Annotated in this window: 18 protein-coding genes and 1 riboswitch; of the genes, 12 read left to right on the plus strand and 6 right to left on the minus strand. The window is 71.9% G+C overall.

Translation table 11 applies throughout. The features are described from left to right. Positions 1–26 precede the first annotated feature (26 nt). Positions 27–719, plus strand: a complete 693-nt coding sequence (locus tag AC5PYY_RS03330) for a response regulator transcription factor (RefSeq protein WP_493898382.1) — start codon at positions 27–29, stop codon at positions 717–719. Between the two features lie 57 nt (positions 720–776). Here AC5PYY_RS03330 and AC5PYY_RS03335 read toward each other — a convergent pair whose 3' ends face one another. Next, positions 777–1586, minus strand: coding sequence for an SDR family NAD(P)-dependent oxidoreductase (locus AC5PYY_RS03335; protein ID WP_493898383.1), 810 nt, complete (start codon positions 1584–1586; stop codon positions 777–779). Positions 1587–1708: 122 nt separating this feature from the next. Between AC5PYY_RS03335 and fucP the strand changes: the two genes are divergently transcribed. The 3 genes from fucP to AC5PYY_RS03350 all read left to right on the plus strand — a co-directional run bounded on the left by fucP (position 1709) and on the right by AC5PYY_RS03350 (position 5200). Further along, entirely contained in the window at positions 1709–3031 is a 1323-nt protein-coding gene (fucP, locus tag AC5PYY_RS03340; protein WP_493898384.1) for an L-fucose:H+ symporter permease, read from the plus strand. A gap of 13 nt (positions 3032–3044) precedes the next feature. Beyond that, positions 3045–4040: a substrate-binding domain-containing protein gene (locus AC5PYY_RS03345; protein WP_493898385.1), complete on the plus strand. Its 996-nt coding sequence runs from the start codon at positions 3045–3047 to the stop codon at positions 4038–4040. A gap of 227 nt (positions 4041–4267) precedes the next feature. Further along, the gene (locus AC5PYY_RS03350; protein WP_493898386.1) at positions 4268–5200 is read left to right on the plus strand and encodes a LysR substrate-binding domain-containing protein; all 933 of its coding nucleotides are present in this window, start codon (positions 4268–4270) and stop codon (positions 5198–5200) included. A 561-nt stretch (positions 5201–5761) separates the two neighbouring features. On the opposite strand, the gene AC5PYY_RS03355 is transcribed toward AC5PYY_RS03350, so the two are convergent. Then, on the minus strand, positions 5762–6163 hold the full coding sequence (locus AC5PYY_RS03355) for an ankyrin repeat domain-containing protein (protein WP_493898387.1): 402 nt from the start codon (positions 6161–6163) through the stop codon (positions 5762–5764). Positions 6164–6195: 32 nt separating this feature from the next. Then, entirely contained in the window at positions 6196–7119 is a 924-nt protein-coding gene (locus AC5PYY_RS03360) for a cation diffusion facilitator family transporter (protein ID WP_493898388.1), read from the minus strand. Positions 7120–7310: 191 nt separating this feature from the next. On the opposite strand from AC5PYY_RS03360, the gene AC5PYY_RS03365 reads away from it, so the two are divergent. From AC5PYY_RS03365 to AC5PYY_RS03375, 3 genes are all read left to right on the plus strand, one after another. Further along, positions 7311–8072 (plus strand): HEAT repeat domain-containing protein, encoded by a 762-nt coding sequence (locus AC5PYY_RS03365; RefSeq protein WP_493898389.1) that lies wholly within the window; start codon positions 7311–7313, stop codon positions 8070–8072. Between the two features lie 38 nt (positions 8073–8110). Beyond that, positions 8111–9307: an AAA family ATPase gene (locus AC5PYY_RS03370; RefSeq protein WP_493898390.1), complete on the plus strand. Its 1197-nt coding sequence runs from the start codon at positions 8111–8113 to the stop codon at positions 9305–9307. 115 nt (positions 9308–9422) lie between these two features. Then, complete coding sequence (locus tag AC5PYY_RS03375; RefSeq protein ID WP_493898391.1) at positions 9423–9950, plus strand: DinB family protein; 528 nt, start codon at positions 9423–9425, stop codon at positions 9948–9950. Positions 9951–10028: 78 nt separating this feature from the next. On the opposite strand, the gene AC5PYY_RS03380 is transcribed toward AC5PYY_RS03375, so the two are convergent. From AC5PYY_RS03380 to AC5PYY_RS03390, 3 genes are all read right to left on the minus strand, one after another. Next, on the minus strand, positions 10029–10856 hold the full coding sequence (locus AC5PYY_RS03380; protein ID WP_493898392.1) for an SGNH/GDSL hydrolase family protein: 828 nt from the start codon (positions 10854–10856) through the stop codon (positions 10029–10031). Between the two features lie 116 nt (positions 10857–10972). Then, positions 10973–11248 carry an HU family DNA-binding protein gene (locus tag AC5PYY_RS03385; RefSeq protein WP_493898393.1) on the minus strand — a complete coding sequence of 92 codons (276 nt, stop codon included), beginning with the start codon at positions 11246–11248 and terminating at the stop codon, positions 10973–10975. Between the two features lie 123 nt (positions 11249–11371). Continuing rightward, on the minus strand, positions 11372–12391 hold the full coding sequence (locus AC5PYY_RS03390) for a zinc-dependent alcohol dehydrogenase family protein (protein ID WP_493898394.1): 1020 nt from the start codon (positions 12389–12391) through the stop codon (positions 11372–11374). Positions 12392–12527: 136 nt separating this feature from the next. Between AC5PYY_RS03390 and AC5PYY_RS03395 the strand changes: the two genes are divergently transcribed. The 5 genes from AC5PYY_RS03395 to cobO all read left to right on the plus strand — a co-directional run bounded on the left by AC5PYY_RS03395 (position 12528) and on the right by cobO (position 17380). Next, positions 12528–13457 carry an aminotransferase class I/II-fold pyridoxal phosphate-dependent enzyme gene (locus tag AC5PYY_RS03395; protein ID WP_493898395.1) on the plus strand — a complete coding sequence of 310 codons (930 nt, stop codon included), beginning with the start codon at positions 12528–12530 and terminating at the stop codon, positions 13455–13457. Continuing rightward, positions 13453–13608, plus strand: a riboswitch (cobalamin riboswitch). It overlaps the preceding gene by 5 nt. Before the next feature lie 91 nt (positions 13609–13699). Continuing rightward, the gene (locus AC5PYY_RS03400) at positions 13700–14734 is read left to right on the plus strand and encodes an ABC transporter substrate-binding protein (protein ID WP_493898396.1); all 1035 of its coding nucleotides are present in this window, start codon (positions 13700–13702) and stop codon (positions 14732–14734) included. Between the two features lie 47 nt (positions 14735–14781). Further along, positions 14782–15861: a FecCD family ABC transporter permease gene (locus tag AC5PYY_RS03405; RefSeq protein ID WP_493898397.1), complete on the plus strand. Its 1080-nt coding sequence runs from the start codon at positions 14782–14784 to the stop codon at positions 15859–15861. Next, positions 15858–16769 carry an ABC transporter ATP-binding protein gene (locus AC5PYY_RS03410; protein WP_493898398.1) on the plus strand — a complete coding sequence of 304 codons (912 nt, stop codon included), beginning with the start codon at positions 15858–15860 and terminating at the stop codon, positions 16767–16769. Before AC5PYY_RS03405 ends, AC5PYY_RS03410 begins: the two co-directional genes overlap by 4 nt. After that, positions 16766–17380 (plus strand): cob(I)yrinic acid a,c-diamide adenosyltransferase, encoded by a 615-nt coding sequence (gene cobO, locus AC5PYY_RS03415; RefSeq protein WP_493898399.1) that lies wholly within the window; start codon positions 16766–16768, stop codon positions 17378–17380. The genes AC5PYY_RS03410 and cobO overlap by 4 nt, the downstream gene beginning before the upstream one ends. Positions 17381–17385 lie beyond the last annotated feature (5 nt).

The following is a 17385-nucleotide window of genomic DNA, read 5'->3' on the forward strand; positions in this document are numbered from 1 at the left end:
CAGCGGGCGCACGGACCGTGGACGCCATGAGAGTTCTGATCATCGACCTCGGCGACGACGGGGCGCGGCGGCTGGGCCGCGCGCTCGTCGCCGAGGGCTACGCCGTCGAGCTCGTCGAGGACACCACCGAGGCCGTGTGGGTATGCCGTGAGTCACCACCGCAGACACCCGGCGGGATCGCGGTGGCGGTGGCCTGCGTCCCGGTCGCCGGCGAGACCGAGCGCCGGCTCTGCCTCCGGCTGCGCGACGCCGGGGCTGCGACGCCGGTCCTCGTCGTGGCCGGGCGCAGCAGCTCCGACGACGTCGTGGCGACCCTGGACGGCGGCGCCGACGACATCGTGAGTCGGCCGATCCGCATACCGGAGATCGTGGCGCGGCTGCGGGCGCTGGCTCGCCGCGAGCCGGTGGTGCCGACCCCGAGCCTGGTCGTCGGCGACCTCACGCTGGACCCGGCCGCGCACCGGGTCAGCCGTGGCGAGGAACCGATCGAGCTCTCACCCCACCTGTTCACGCTGCTGGAGACCTTCGCCCGGCACCCGGGCCAGGTGCTCACCCGCGACGTGCTGGTCGAGGCGGTCTGGGACCCGGCGCACGAGCCGAGCTCCAACGTCGTCGAGCAGTCGATCGCCGCGCTGCGCCGGCGCATCGACGCCCCCTTCGGCCGGGCGACGCTGCAGACGGTCCGCGGTCGTGGTTACCGGCTCGACCCCGCAGCCTGACCCACCGAGCGTCGCGAGTAGTTCCTCCCATCCCCACCGAGCGTCGCGAGTGGTTGCTCAGCCGAGCAGATCCTTCATCCGCTTCGCGATGAGGTCCGTCGCCCGCTGCGGCGACAACCGCGAAATGCGGTCCAGCAGCGCGGCGTCCGAGCCCACCGTGACGTGGAAGTCGCCCTTGCCGACCGCGCGGTCGACGACGATCGTCGCGGCCTTGGCCGGCGGGAGGGTCTTGTGCCCGCTCTGGTCCTGCCGCGCCCGCTCCTCCCCCGGGGTGGAGACGCCGGAGTTGGTGGTGATCTCGGTGCCGATGGCGCCCGGGAAGACGACGCTGACGGACACCGGAGTGCCGCGCAGCTCGGCATACAGCCCCTCGGTCAGCAGCTTGACCGCCGCCTTGCTCGCGCCGTAGAGCGTCTGCCCCGGCACCGGCACGAAGCCACCCATGCTGGAGACGTTGACCACGCACGCCTCCGGGCGCTCCATCAGGTGCGGCAGCACCGCCTTGGTCGTGTGGATGGTGCCCCACAGGTTGACGTCGAGCACCCGCGCCATCTCCTCGTAGCCGAGGTCCACGAAGGGCACGAACTGCTGGATGATCCCCGCGACGTTGACCAGCCCGTCGAGGTGGCCGTGGTGGGCGAGGACCTCCCCGGGCAGCCCCGCGACCGCCTCCCGGTCGGTGATGTCGAGGGTATGCAGTGACAACCGGTCGCCCGCGCCCGCCAGACCGGCCGTGGTCTCGAGCGCCTCAGCGCGCAGGTCGACGGCCGCGACCCGCGCCTCGCGGCGCAGCAGCTCCAGCGCGACCTCCCGGCCGATGCCGTTGCCGGCACCGGTGACGACGAAGACCTGATGGGCGATCTGCACGATGTCCTCCTGCTGCGTGGTGGGTGGCTGTCGTCAGGCTAGTGCGCCCGTCGGTGGTCTGGGTTAGGCTCACCCCCACGTCCGACAACATTGACGCCACGTCAGGGAGGGAGTCGACGTCCATGGCAACGACGCCAACCGAGGTCGAAGCACGCAGCACACCGCTGGTCGCGAAGCATCTCAAGGTCCCGTTCATCCTGCTCGTGCTGTGCTTCGCAGCCTGGGGGATGGCCGCCAACCTCACCGACATCCTCGTCGGTGTCTTCCGCGGCATCTTCGACATGACCAACTTCCAGTCCTCGCTGGTGCAGTTCGCCTACTACGGCGCCTACTTCCTGCTCGCCGTGCCGGCCGCCTTCATCAACGCGCGCTACGGCCTCAAAGCCGGCGTGCTCGTCGGGCTCGGGCTCGCGGCGATCGGCGGGTTCCTCTTCATCCCGGCCAGCCAGATGCTCGCCTACGGCATGTTCCTGCTGGCGCTCTTCGTGCTGGCCGCGGGGCTCTCGATCCTGGAGACCTCGGCCAACCCCTTCGTCATCGCGATGGGCGACGAGGCGAGCGCCACCCAGCGGCTCAACCTGGCGCAGTCGTTCAACCCGGTCGGCGCCAACCTCGGCGTGCTCATGGGGGCGGTGCTCATCCTCCCCAACCTCACGCCGGAGGAGAGCAAGACGATCATGAGCGACAGCGAGCTGCTGGCGGCCCAAGAGGCCGACCTGTTCCTCGTGCTGCGGCCCTACCTCTTCATCGCCGCCGTGCTCGTGATCATCTGGGTGCTCATCGCCTTTCGCAAGATGGAGCTGCCGACGCAGCCGGAGGCGGTCGACCTCACCGAGGGCGGCGGCGGCACCTTCGCCCGGCTCTGGGCCAACCGCCACTACCGGTATGGCGTGATCGCGCAGTTCTTCAACGTCGCCGCGCAGACCTGCACCTGGACGTTCACCATCCTCTACGCGCAGGACGTCGTCGGACTCTCCTCGGGCGCGGCCGGCTGGTGGCTCCAGGCAAGCCTCATCATCTTCCTCATCAGCCGGTTCGTCATGACCTGGCTGCTCGGGATCTTCCGTCCGGCCAAGCTGCTGCTCGTCATGGCGCTCTTCGGGGTGGCCTGCTGCCTGACCTCGATGTTCGTCCTCAACATCGTGGGGCTCATCGCGGTCGTGGCCATCTCGGCCGGGCTGTCGCTGATGTTCCCGACGATCTACGGCCTGGCGCTGCAAGGGCTCGGCCCGGACGCGAAGTTCGGCTCCGCCGGGCTGGTCATGGCGATCCTGGGCGGGGCGCTCATCCCGATGGTGCACGCGGCGGTCATGGACGTGAGCAGTTCGGCGATGGGGTATGTCGTTCCCGGCGTCTGTCTGGCGCTGGTCGCGCTCTATGCGCTCTTCGACCTGCGCAACACGCGGCCCGCACCCGGGTCGACGCCCGAGACGGTGGAGGCCTGAGGTGAGGACGAGCATGCAGACGACGACGCGGGTGGTGCTGCTGACCGGCACCCTCCTGGCCGGGACGGCGCTGAGCGGGTGCACGGGCGAGGAGCAGGAGCCGGTGACCGTCGGACTCATCACCAAGCAGGAGGAGAACCCTTACTGGGTCGAGATGCGGGAGGTGGCCGAGGAGACGGCCGAGGAGCTCGACGTCGATCTGCTCACCGCGACCGGCACCAGCGACACCGACGTGGCCTCCCAGGAAGCCGCGATCGCGGACATGGTGGAGCAGGGCGTCGACGGCATCCTCATCGCGCCCACCAACGCCGCGGCACTCGACGAGGCCATCGCGGCCGCCCGCGAGGCCGGGGTGCTGGTCATCGCGGTCGACACGCCGACCGACCCGCCGGAGGCTGTCGACGCGACCTTCGCGACCGACAACGAGCGGGCCGGTGAGCTCATCGGCGAGTATGCCGCGGCCAAGGTCGAGGAGCTCGGGCTCGAGCCGCACATCGCCACCCTCGACCTGACGCCCGGCGTCTCCACCGGCGAGCAGCGCCGGGCCGGCTTCCTGTCCGGCTTCGGGATCGAGGAGGGCGACGACGCGGTCGTGGCCTCGGTGGACACCGAAGGTGACCGCGACAACGCCGCGGTCGCGATGACCCAGGTGCTCGCGGAGAACCCGGACGTCAACGTCGTCTACGCCGTCAACGAGCCGGCCGCCCTCGGCGCGCTGGCCGCCCTGGAGGACGCTGGTGCGGACCTGGACGAGATCGTCGTGGTCTCGGTCGACGGCGGCTGCCGCGCGATGCGGGAGGGCGTGCGCCCTGGCCTGATCGACGCCACGGCCTCGCAGTATCCGCAGAACATGGCGCGCGAGGGAGTCGAGGCGATCGCCGACGCCGTCCGCGAGGACGACGCCCCGACCGGCTATCTCGACACCGGCACGCTGCTGGTCAGTGACGACCCGGCTCCGGGTGTGGACTCCGAGCGGGTCGAGTTCGGCGTCCGGACCTGCTGGGGGTAGCCGCGCAGGGGTTGGAGCGGGGTCTGGTCAGTGGATCGGTCAGCGGTGGGCGGTCGGCCACTGCACGATGGCCGCGCTGCGGGTCGCGGGGAGAGAACGGATGTCGTGCTGCGGGCCGCCGGTGAGGATGCGGTAGATGAACTTCGCCATGACCTCTACGATCCTCGTCTTCGACCCATGCGTCTAATGCCGTTCAGACAGGTTAACCATGCGCTAGCGTCATAGGTATGGAGATCGAGACGCTGCGCTGGTTCCAGCTCGTCGCGGACGGGGTGACCGTCACCGAGGTCAGCGAGGTCGAGATGGTCTCCCAGCCCGCGGTGTCCCGCGCGCTGACCCGGCTGGAGAAGGAGGTCGGCACCCCGCTGCTGCGCCGCGAGGGCCGGGTGCTGCGGATGACGCACGCCGGCGCCGCGTTCAAAAGGCACCTCGACGCGGTGCTGCACCACCTCGACGACGGCCTCGCCGCGGTCCAGCAAATATTGGACCCGGAGACCGGTACCGTGACGATCGCCTTCCAGCCGTCGCTGGGCACCTGGCTGGTCCCCGACCTCGTGAGCAGCTTCCACGCCGAGCACCCCTCGGTGCGCCTCGACCTGCGGACCAAGGACGACGAGACGCTGCCGGACGTCGGGCCGCGCAGCGACGTCGACCTGGAGCTGTCGACGCTGCGCCCCCACCCGGGCGACGACCAGCCCCGGTGGCGAGCTCTCGTCGCCGAGCCCATGCGGCTGCTCGTCGGCCCCGAGCACCGGCTCGTCGGCACGCGGGAGGTGGCGCTGTCCGAGGTCGGCGACGACCCGTTCGTCATGATCAAGCCGACCTCGCTGCTGCGCAAGCACGCCCAGCAGCTGTGCACCGACGCAGGTTTCGAGCCGCACGTCGCCTTCGTCGCCGACGACCTGCCGACCCTGCGTGGCTATGTCGCCGCAGGTCTCGGCGTGGCGATCGCGCCCACCACGTGGGGCGGGTCGGTGGCGGCGCCGGTGGCCGGGCTGCACGTCCTGGCCCTCACCGATGCGACCGCCACCCGTGACGTCGGCCTGTCCTGGGCACCACAGCGCCGGATGCTCCCGGCCGCCCAGCTCTTCCGGGAGCATGTGCTCACCCGAGCCCGCGCCGAGCTGCTCCCCCGCCCGGTGCCGCCCACCGACGGCTGAGCACTCCAGGCTGTGGATAGACGTCCATGGCCAGCTCGCGCGCAGGGCATGCTGATGCCATGAGCCCTCACATCACGGCGGCATCATCGACGATGCATCCCATGCGCACCACGGTGGACCTCCCGCCGGCAGTGCATCGACAGGTCCGCGAGCTGGCGGCGGAGCAAGGTCGGTCACTGTCCGCAGTCTGACCGACTTCGCCTGGTGCCCGATCACCTAGGGCGCCCTCGTCCGCTTCCTGATCCGGATGGGCGAGACCCCTGACACGATCCGCGCGGTGCTGGCAGCCGTGGACGATCACCCTCGAGGCCACTGGTGGCCGGACGACTTGTCCTACACGGCGGCCGACCTCCGCGGCGTCCAGGGGCATCGTCAGGTCACCGACGCCTACCTGGCCTCACTCGCGCGCCACCATGAAGGACTCCTCGCCACGACCGATCAGGCCCTGGCGACGTGGCGACCGGGTCAGTGGTGCTGCTCCCCACGGACGGCGGAGACTGACCACGGGATAGCACGACCTTCGTCGGCGAAGAACCCGATCAAGGTCGTGCTATCCCGTGGTCACTCCGAGGGCCGGGGACGCGGGGGCAGCAGATCCGGACGGCCGAACATCTGCGCCGTCTCGCGGGCGGTCGGCGTGCCGGCCTCCGGGTCGGCGCCGTGCTCCAGCAGCGCGGCGACCACGGCCTCCTCGCCCTTGAAGACGGCTCCGGCCAGCGGCGACTGACCGCGGTCGTTGAGCCGGTCGACGTCGGCCCCGCGGTCCGCCAGCTGCGCCACGGTCGCGGGGTGGCCGTGGTAGGCCGCGAGCATGAGCAGCGTGTTGCCGGACGGATCGGTGAGGTCGACGGGCGCGCCGGCGTCGACATACGCCGCGAGCCGCTCGGCCTCCCCGGCCCGGGCGAGGTCGAAGAGCACGTGCGCGAGGTCGACGGCCTCGGGGGCGGGGTGGGCGTCCTCCATGCTGCGAGGGTATGCCGTCGCGCGTCGCTCCCTCAGGGGTGGTGGGCGTGCTCGTGCTCGGTGTGCGCCGGCGGCTCGAGCTGGAAGGTCGAGTGCTCCACGCTGACGTCGAAGTGGTCCGCGACGCACGACTGCAGGGCGTCGAGCATCTGCGGGGCGTGCCCGTCGCGGAAGCACTCGGACTCCACGACGACGTGCGCGGTGAGGATGGGGGTGCCCGTGCCGATGCGGGAGGCGTGCAGGTCGTGGATGTCGAGCACGTGATCGACCTCCAGGATGTGCTGGCGCACCTCCGCGAGGTCCAGCCCGGGGGGCACCGACTCCAGCAGCACGCTGCCCGCCTCGCGCAGGATGCTGATCGCGCGGGGCACGATGAGTGCCGAGATGACCAGGCTGGCCACCGCGTCCGCCCTGGTCCACCCGAGCGTCTGGATGAGGACCGCCGAGACGATGACGGCGACCGAGCCGAGCGCGTCAGCGCCGACCTCGAGGAACGCGGCCCGGAGGTTGAGGTTGGCGTTGCGACCGCCCGCGAGGATGAGCAGCGACACGACGTTGCCGAGCAGACCAACGATGCCGAAGACGAGGAGCATGCCGCCGGCGATCTCGACCTCCTCGGCCCCGACGAGCCGCCGGACCGCCTCGATCGCCGCGTAGATCCCGACGCCCAGCAGGACGGTCGCCTGTGCCCCGGCACCGAGCACCTCCATGCGGGCGAACCCCCAGGTCCGGCGCTCGCTCGGCGGGCGGGCCATGAGGCGCGCGGCGATGAGTGCGATGAGCAGACCGCCGGCATCGGTCAGCATGTGGCCCGCGTCGACGAGCAGCGCGAGGCTGCCGGTGATCACGGCGCCCACGACCTCCGCCACGAGGATCGTCGTCGTGATGAGGAAGGCGATGAGCAGCCGCCGACTGCTGGCTCCGGCCGCGTGGTCGTGGCTGTGCTCGGCGCTCATGCGGCGAGTATGACACAGATCAGCATACCCCCCAAGGGTATAGTGATACCCACTCTCATCCCTACCGAGCGTCGCGAATCGTTGCGCCCGCGGCATACCGGAGAAACCACTGGACCCTGACGCGGCGTGAGGAATCAGACTGTCGACGTCCGCGTTGGACCCTCACCCACCCACGCACGAAGGAGACTGCCGTGACCACGCTCGACCAGGCCAGGCGAGCCGCATTCGACCCGCGCCCCCGCGTCCGCCAGGAGGCGGCCGTGCAGCTGGGCACCCTCGGTGATGCGTCCCTGGCCCGTGAGCTGGTGGCGCTGCTCGTCTCCGAGGACGACTTCTTCGTGCGCGAGACACTGACCTGGGCCGTCTGTCGACACCCGGAAGCGGCGCTGCCGCACCTGATCGGCGCGCTGCGCGACTCCCCAGGCTCGGCGGTCCAGGTCCTGCACACGCTGAGCAAGATCCGGTCGCCCGAGGCTCTCCCCCACATCGCGCCCTTCGCCGACGCCGACGAGAGTGCGGTCGCGGCGAAGGCGTGGTGGGCGCTCGGGCGCACCGGTGGCCCCGAGGCCGCCCCCGCGCTGCTCCCGCACCTCGCGGAGGGCGACGAGGACCAGCAGCGCGAGCTCTCGCGTGCGCTGGAGCAGCTGGGCGAGCCCGGCGTCGACGGGCTGGCCCGTGCGCTGTCGGACGCGGACCCGGCGGTGCGTCGGCATGCCGCTCAGGCGCTGACGCTCATCGGCGACCCCGCGGCCCGACCCGCGGCCGCCGCCCTCGTGTCGGTGGCGGAGACGGATGAGCGCGATCTCGCGATGATCGCGCTGGAGGCGCTCGCTGCGCTGGATGCTCCCGAGGTGGGCCCGGCGCTGGAGCGGCTGCGCGACGGGGAGGACCGCTTCCGCTCGCTCACCGCGCAGTGGCTGCTCGCCGACCGGGCGGAGCGCCAGCCCGACTGAGCCGAGGGTCTGTCGGTGGGGCGGCCTAGCGTGCGGGCATGTATTCGACCGTCGCGATCCACGGGTATCGCTCGTTGCGCGACGTCGTCCTGCCGCTCGGCCGCCTCACCGTCGTCACCGGCGCCAACGGGTCGGGCAAGAGCAGCGTCTACCGCGCGCTGCGGCTGCTCGGCGCCTGTGGCCGCGGGCAGGTCGGGCGCGGCCTGGCGCACGAGGGTGGGCTGAGCTCCGTCCTCTGGGCCGGTCCGGAGTCGCTCGCCCAGGCCCGGCGAGGGTATGCCGTGGAGGGCACGATGCGGTCCGGTCCGGTCTCGCTCCTGCTCGGCGTCGGCGGCGTCGGCGACGAGCTGTCCTACCTGGTCGATCTCGGCATTCCGGTCCAGTCGGACGTCACCCGCTTCAACCGGGACCCGGAGATCAAGCGCGAGGTGGTCTGGCGCGGCCCGGTCATGCGACCGGGCCGCCAGGTGGCCCGGCGACGCCATCACCGGGTGGAGCTGCGCGACGACGAGGGCCGCTGGGAGCAGGCCCGCGTGAGCCTGCCGCCCTGGACGAGCCTGCTCACTGAGATGGTGGACGCCCAGGCGGCTCCCGAGCTGTGGGCGGTGCGTGACGCGCTGCAGACGTGGCGCTGCTACGACGGCTTCCGGGTCGACGGCGCCGCACCCTCGCGTCGGCCCCAGGTCGGCACCCGCACCTGGGCCGTCGCCGAGGACGGCTCCGACGTGGCTGCGGCGCTGCAGACCATCCGCGAGGACTCCCCGTCCGACCTCGACGAGGCGATCCGCGACGCCTTCGACGGAGCCCGGCTCTCGGTGTCGGAGACCGACGGACTCTTCGACCTCGAGCTGCACCAGCCGGGGATGCTCCGACCGATGCGATCGGCCGAGCTGTCCGACGGGACGCTGCGCTACCTGCTCTGGCTCGCGGCCCTCCTGACCCCGATCCCACCGCGTCTCATGGCGCTCAACGAGCCGGAGACCAGCTTGCACCCGAGTCTCGTCGCGCCGCTGGCCCGCGCGATCGCCCGGGCCTCCCGACGCTCGCAGGTCGTGGTGGTCACGCACTCCGGGCCGTTGCTCGAGGCGCTCGACGAGGCGGTGGGCGAGCTCGAGGGCGACGACGGCGAGCTCCCGGCCCTGCGCCAGCACGAGCTCGTCAAGGACCTCGGGGAGACGCTGGTCACCGGGCAGGGCATGCTCACCACCCCGAGCTGGGAGTGGGGACGGAGGTGAGACGCAGCAGTCCCTGCGCGCCCGCGGCTTCGACGCCGCGCTCGGGGACGTCGCCCTCGGCGACGTCACCGAGGAGGTCGTGCTGACCCGCGATCTGGCGTGCGACGATCGAGGCATGGACGGGCAGGAGCAGATCGAGCCGGACACCAAGGACTGGACCGTCGTCATCACCGAGGGCTGCGCGGAGTGCGGCTTCGATCCGGACCTGAACGTCACCACCACCGGTGAGCGGCTGCGCCAGTCCATCGTCCGGTGGCAGGCGGTGCTGGCCCGCCCAGATGCCACCGAGCGTCCGCAGCCCATCACCTGGTCGACGCTGGAGTATGCCGCGCACGTCCGCGACGTCTGCGACATCTTCCGAAAGCGCCTCCACCTCATGCTCACCGACGACGACGCGCGCTTCGCGAACTGGGACCAGGACACGGCCGCGCAGGAGGGCCGCTACGGCGAGCTCGACCCCGACACCGTCGCGCAGGAGTATGCCGTCGCCGCGCTCGCCCTGGCCGCAGACTTCGACCAGGTGCACGGTGAGCAGTGGGAGCGCCGCGGGCTACGGTCCAACGGCTCGAAGTTCACGGTGTCGACCTTCGCGATCTACTTCCTGCACGACATCGAGCATCACCTGCACGACGTCGCGGCCTGACGAGGGCAACCATGCGCGACGCCCGGTGGGGGCGGGAGCAACCATGCGCGACGCCCGGTGCGGGTCCGGGTGATCTGATCAGTCGGTCGGGTCGACCGTATCCACGACAGGAGTGACCTGCGGGCGCTTGGGCAGGCGCCCGTCGCCGGAGCTCTCGCCGCGCAGCCGCCGCCGGATCCAGGGCCGCAGGTGCAGCGCCACCCACTCGCGGTCGGCCTGGAGCGACTCGAAGCGGGACAACGGCGGCGCCGGCTCGAGCGGCTCGGTCCACCCCTCCTCCTGCTCCACCCCGAGGGTCCACAGCGCCTGAGCCGCGATGCGCGTGTGCCCCTCGCTGCTGAAGTGGATCCGGTCCGGCCCCCACATGCGCGCGTCGTGCAGCGCCCGCAGGGTGTAGACATCGACGACGAAGGCGCCGGTCCGCTGGCCCACCGCCCAGAGGTTCGCGGTGTACTCCACCATCCGCGGGTGCACCCGGTTGACCAGCGGGGCCCAGGACACATCAGGTGCCGTCACGAGGATGACGTCGGCACCGGTCTCGCGGATCTCCAGCACCGCGTTCTCGAGCCGATCCATGACCGCCGGGAGCGACACCCGCGGCCGCAGCACGTCGTTGCCGCCGGCCGAGAGGCTGACCAGGTCGGGCGTCAGCGCTAGGGCGGGCTTGAGCTGCTCCTCGATGACGGCGTCGATGAGGCGGCCGCGGATGGCCAGGTTGGCGTAGCCGAAGGGGCGGCCGAGCTGCTCGTTGCGCGCCGCGAGCGCGGCGGCGAGACGATCGGCCCAGCCGACGTAGGCGTCCTCCTCCTGCGGGTCGTGGTCGTGCAGGCCCTCGGTGAAGGAGTCCCCCAGCGCCACGAACCGCTCCCAGACGCGAGGCACGGCGGAGTCGGGACGAACAGGCATACCTGCAGGATAGAAAGTGACGCAGCGTCAACCGGAAACCCCCACGCCCGGGCGACAGACACGGCAGCGCCCGGCCGTCCGAGGACGACCGGGCGCTGCGTGCAGAAGGGCTGAGCTCAGCTGGAGACGCGCTCCTTGAGCTTGGAGCCGGCCTTGAACGCCGGAGCCTTGCTCGCGGCGATCTGGATCTCGGCGCCGGTCTGCGGGTTGCGGCCGGTGCGGGCCGAACGCTCGCGGACCTCGAAGGTGCCGAAACCGGGGAACGAGACCTTCTCGCCCTTGGCCAGCTCGGCGGAGATCGCCTCGAGGACGGAGCTCACGACCTTGTCGGCAGCGGCCTGGGTCATGCCCGCCTCGCGGGCGACGGCCTCGACGATGACCTTCTTGCTCATGTGACACACCTTTCGATGGACGGATGATTCCGCCACACAGTAGGCAGACTCAGGTGCCCTGCGCCAACTGCAGACCCCGGCGCGTCGCGGAATTTCAGCCCTCGGAGGGACATCTGGACCGGATCAGAGGGTCAGCATGACCTTGGTGGCCCGCCGCTCGTCCATCGCGCGGTAGCCCTCGGCGGCCTCCTCGAGCGGCAGCGTGAGGTCGAAGACCTTGCCCGGGTCGATGGTGCCGTCCCAGATGAGCCGGATGAGCTCGGGCAGGTACCGGCGCACCGGCGCCGGTCCGCCCAGGGTGTGGATGCCGGCGAAGAAGAGCTGGATGCCGGGGATCTCGACCTCGTGGTTGACGCCGACGTAGCCGAGGTGGCCGCCGCCGCGGGTGGCACCCACGGCCTGCATGAAGGACTCCTGGGTGCCGACCGCCTCGACGACGCCGTGGGCGCCGAGGCCGCCGGTGAGCTCCTTGATCCGCTCGACGCCCGCGTCACCGCGCTCCTCCACGATGTCGGTGGCGCCGTAGTAGCGCGCGAGCTCCTGGCGCTCCTGGTGGCGCGACATGGCGATGACCCGCTCCGCGCCCAGCTGCTTGGCGGCCAGGATGGCCATGAGCCCCACGGCGCCGTCACCGACGACGGCGATGGTCTTGCCCGGGCCCGCCTGGGCGGCGTCCGCGGCGAACCACCCGGTGCCGAGCACATCGGAGGCCGCGAGCAGCGCGGGGATCTGCTCCGGGGTGGGCTGGCCCGGCGTCACGACGAGGGTGCCGTCGGCAAGCGGGATGCGGGCCTTCTCGGCCTGGGTCCCGATGGCGGCGGCGGACTCGGCCTGGACGCACTTGGAGGGGAAGCCTGCCTGGCAGATCTCGCAGGTGTTGTCCGAGAGCACGAACGAGCCGACGACGAAGTCACCCGGCTTCACCGTGGTGACCTCGGCCCCGACCTCCTCGACGACGCCGACGTACTCGTGCCCCATCGGCTGGTGGTCGACCTCCGTCACGCCGCGGTAGGGCCACAGGTCGGACCCGCAGATGCAGGTCGCGGCGAGGCGGATGATCGCGTCGGTGGACTCGACGATCTGCGGGTCCTCCCGGTCGACGACCACGATCTCGCCGGGCTTGTTCATGACGACGCCACGCATGGGCAGTCTCCTTCGTCGTTCGAGGTCAGGGTGCGCAGGGCGGGCGGTCCCACCCCGGCGCTTCCACAGTAGGCCACGCCCCGTCCCGCAAGGAGGTCCCGTCAGGGTCCCCCCTCACCGGAATACGCTGGCGTGCGTGCCGCCGACCCCATCCGCCGTCCCACCAGCCGGCGCACACGGCGGCGACGGGGCGGCCGTGGCCGCGGCGCTGGGTCTCGACCCGGCCGAGCTGCTCGACCTGAGCCAGAACATGAACCCGCTCGCGCCAGCCGTCGAGCCGCTCCTCGCCCGGCACCTCGACACGCTGCGCCGGTACCCCGACCCGACCGCCGCGACCCGGGTGCTGGCCGAGGCGCTGGGCACCGACCCGGAGCGGGTCCTGCTCACGAACGGCGGGAGCGAGGCGATCGCGCTGGTCACGGCCGAGCTCGGCGGCGGGGTGCGCAGCGAGCCGGAGTTCGGGCTGCACCCCCGCTCGCCCGACGGCCCGCGCTGGCGCACGGACCCGCACAGCCCCACGGGTCGGTTGGCGACGCCGCAGGAGCGCGCCGACGTCTGGGACGAGGCGTTCTACGCCCTCGCGACCGGACGCTGGAGCGCAAGAAGGCGCGTCGATCCGGGCGCCGTCACGGTCGGCTCCCTCACCAAGACGTTCCACTGCCCCGGGCTCCGGCTCGGGTATGCCGTCGCTCACCCCGATCTGGTCGCGCGGCTGCGCGCGCGGCAGCCGCACTGGTCGGTGAGCACCCTGGCGCTCGCCGTGCTCCCCGACCTGCTGGAGCGCGCCGACCTGCCCGCCTGGCGCGACGGCATACGGGATCTGCGCTCGGACCTGGTCGCGCTGCTCGGGCGGCACGACCTCGCGGCGGAGTCCGCCGACGCGCCCTGGGTGCTCGTGCGGGAGCCCGGGCTGCGGGAGCGGCTGGCGCCCCGCGGCGTGCTGGTGCGCGACTGCACCAGCTTCGGCCTGCCCGGGGTCGCCCGGGTGGCGGTCCCCGACGCCGACGGGCTGGAACGGCTGGACCGCGCGCTCGCCCTCGCCCTCCCCGAACCGGACGTGCGTTAGTCGCGCACCGGTCGGTCTACACTGAGCGCGTCGTGCAGACGAAGTCCGGTGAGAATCCGGCACTGTCCCGCAACGGTGGAGTCCTCCACGCCCGCCCCGGTGAGCGTGCGATGACCGAGTCCGGTCGAACTGCCCGACGATCCGAACACCACATGCCCTCGAGGACCCAGGGGCCGGTTCGGACGGCGGATCTCCATTCGTCGCTCGAGCGATCACCTTCCTCGACCGACAGGAGGACACACATGAGATCACGCCACCCCCTCGCCCTCGCCAGCGCGCTGGCCCTGAGCCTCACCCTCGCCGCGTGCGGCGGCAGCGACTCGGCCACCAACGAGGTCGACGACACCGCCGACGACGACACCAGCTCGGCGGCCGCCGACGCGGGCGCGGACGACACCGCAGCGTCCTCGGATGCCTCCGACACCATGGACGACATGGCCGGCCCGGGCACTTTCCCCGTCACGGTCGACACCGTCGCTGGTGAGGTGACGATCGAGGAGCAGCCGCAGCGGATCGTCTCGCTGTCGCCCTCGGCCACCGAGATCCTCTTCGCCATCGGCGCCGGGGACCAGGTCATCGCCGCCGACGCCTACTCCACCTACCCGGAGGAGGCGCCGACCACCGACCTGTCGGGCTACGAGCCCAACGTCGAGGCGATCGCCGGCTACGAGCCCGACCTCGTGGTCATCTCCGGTGACACCAACGACCTCACCGCCTCGCTGGAGGCCCTCGACATCCCGGTCATCGACAACCCCGCCCCCATCACCATCGAGGCCGGCTGGGACGGCATGGCCATGCTCGGCCTGGCGACGGGCCACGTCGACGAGACCGCCGAGACCGTCGCCGACCTGCGCCAGCAGATCGACGACGCCTTCGCCGAGGCGCCCGAGGGCGTCGACGGGCTGCGGGTCTACCACGAGCTGGACGAGACCTTCTTCTCCGCGAGCTCGAACAGCTTCATCGGCGACGTCTACACCCAGTTCGGCGCGACCAACATCGCCGACGAGGCGGACGCCGACGGCACCGGCTACCCGCAGCTGACGGAAGAGGCCATCATCGAGGCCGACCCGCAGCTGATCGTCATCACCGACCAGGTGTCTTACACCGCCGAGGACGTCGCCGAGCGCCCCGGCTGGTCCGAGGTCGAGGCCGTCCGCAACGGCAACATCGTCACCGTCCCCGCCGATGTCGCCTCCCGCTGGGGGCCGCGCCTGCCCGAGCTGGTGAGCACGCTGGCCGAGGCGATGTCGAGCGTCTCCGTGGGCGCCGGACGCTGACCCTCGCCCCTGACCTCGGCATCGAGACCGCTGACACGGCATACCTCATGACCGCCCGCACCCACGCGCCCACCGACGCGCTCGACGAGGCCGCCGACCGCGCCTTCCGGCTGTCGGTGCCCGCGCTGCTGGGCTGCACCGCCCTGCTGCTCCTCGCGATCCTGGCCTCGGTCACGCAAGGAGCGGCAGGGCTTCCCGTCGAGGGCGTCGTGCGCGCCCTCGTCGGGGCCCTGCCCGGCGCCGACCTCGCGCAGACGCTCACTCCCGCGCAGGAGCAGGTGCTCTGGCAGATCCGGCTCCCGCGCACTCTCCTCGCCGCGCTCGTCGGCGCGAGCCTGGCGATGGCGGGCGCGGGATACCAGGGCGTCTTCCGCAACCCGCTCGCCGACCCCTACCTGCTCGGCGTCTCCGCCGGTGCCGGGCTCGGGGCGGTGCTCGCGCTCGGCTTCGGCCTCGACCTGTCCTGGGGGCCGGTCGCGGCGCTGCCCATGGCGGCCTTCGTCGGCGCCTGCCTCGCGGTGACCGGCTCGGTGCTCGTCGCGCGCGGCTCCTTCCGCGACCCGGCGACGCTCCTGCTCGCCGGCGTCGCGATGGCGGCGCTCTTCTCGGCGACGCAGACGTATGCCCTCACCCGGCTCGACGAGACCCGCGCCCGAGAGGTGCTCTCCTGGCTCTTCGGCCGGCTGGCGACGCACGGCTGGGGTCCGGTGACGCTGCTGCTGCCCTACGTGCTGCTCGCCGGGGCGGTGCTCTGGCTGCACGGCCGGCACCTCGACGTGCTGCGGCTCGGTGACGACGAGGCCCGGTCGCTCGGGCTGGCACCGGCCCGGTCCCGGCTCGTGGTGGTCGCGGCCGCGACCCTCATCACGGCGGCCGCGGTGTCGGTGAGCGGCCTCATCGCCTTCGTCGGGCTGGTGACGCCGCACCTGGTCCGGCTGCTCGTCGGGCACTCCTACCGGCTCATCGTGCCACTATCGGCGATCGTCGGCGGCGCCTTCCTGGCCACGGTCGACATCGGCGCGCGCACGTTGGTCGCCCCGGCCGAGCTGCCGGTGGGGGTCATCACCGCCTTCGTCGGGGCGCCGTTCTTCTGCGTCGTGCTGTGGCGGCGAAAGGTCATGGGATGAGCACCGCGCACCAGCTCACGCCAGCGCACGCGCTGCGCACCCACGACGTGCGGGTGGCCTTCGAGGGCACCGAGGTGGTCAGCGGCGTCGACGTGGAGCTGCGCTCCGGGGAGTGGCTCGGGCTCATCGGCCCCAACGGCTCGGGCAAGTCGACCTTCCTGCGCTCGCTCGTCGGGCTGGTCCGCCGGACCGGCACGGTCGAGCTCGGTGACGGCAGCGCGCCCGGACCCACCGACCTGGCCCTCATGCCGCAGTCGCCGGAGCTGCCACCGGGGATGAGCGTGGTGGAGTACGTCCTGCTCGGCCGCACCGCCCACCTCGGCTGGCTCTCCTCGGAGTCGCCGGCAGACCGGCGGATCGCCACGGACGTGCTGCGCCGGCTCGGCCTGGCCTCCTTCGCCTCCCGGCAGGTGCGCAGTCTCTCGGGCGGCGAGGCGCAACGGGTCGTCATCGCCCGGGCGCTGGTGCAGCAGTCGCCGGTGCTGCTGCTCGACGAGCCGACCAGCGCGCTGGACATGGGGCACCAGGTCGAGGTGCTGGAGCTGGTCGACGAGCTGCGCTGCGAGGACGGCCTGACCGTGGTCGCCGCGATGCACGACCTCGGGATGGCCGCGCGGTATGCCGATCGCGTCCTCCTCCTCGAGCGTGGCGTGCCCGTCTCGGTGGGCACGCCCGAGGAGGTGCTGGAGCCCGAGCTGCTCAGCCGCGTCTACGGCCACCCGGTCCGCGTGCACCATCTCGACGGCCATCTGGTCGTGCTCCCGGCGCCGCGCCCACCGCATACCCCGATCCCCGCCGTGACCCCCCTTTCTGGACAGAGGAGTCTGGGGCCCGTCGCCCAGCATCCGATGTCCAGAACCGGGGCTCGCGAGTCCGTTGATCGATCGCCGACCGAGGAGATCTCATGAGCGACCAGCAGCAGGACACGCAGGGCACACAGGGCACGCAGGATCACGCCGAGCCGCGCACCGAGCGGCCCTACGACCGGCGCCAGCTGCGCTCGGCCCCGTCGCTGGTGCTGGTCAACACCGGCCATGGCAAGGGCAAGTCGACCGCCGCCTTCGGCACCCTGCTGCGCAGCCGCGGGCGGGAGTGGCCGACCGCCGTCGTGCAGTTCCTCAAGTCGGGCAAGTGGCGCACCGGCGAGGAGGCGATGCTGCGCCAGCTCGGCGTCGAGTGGTTCAGCGCCGGCGACGGATTCTCGTGGGACAGTGAGGATCTGGACGAGTCACGCGCCAAGGCGGTGGCCGCGTGGGAGTTCAGCGCCGGCCTGATCGCCGCCGGTGAGCACGCGATGGTCATGCTCGACGAGATCTCCTACCCGATGAACTGGGGGTGGATCGAGACCGATGCCGTGGTCGAGGCGCTGCGCACCCGGCCCGAGCGGGTCAGCGTCTTCCTCACCGGTCGCGAGATGCCGCAGCCGGTCATCGACGTCGCCGACACGGTCACCGAGATGGTGCCGGTCAAGCACGCCTTCCAGCAGGGGATCCGGGCCCGTCGCGGGATCGACTACTGAGCAGG

This window comes from Serinicoccus sp. JS2-9, assembly GCF_059025165.1.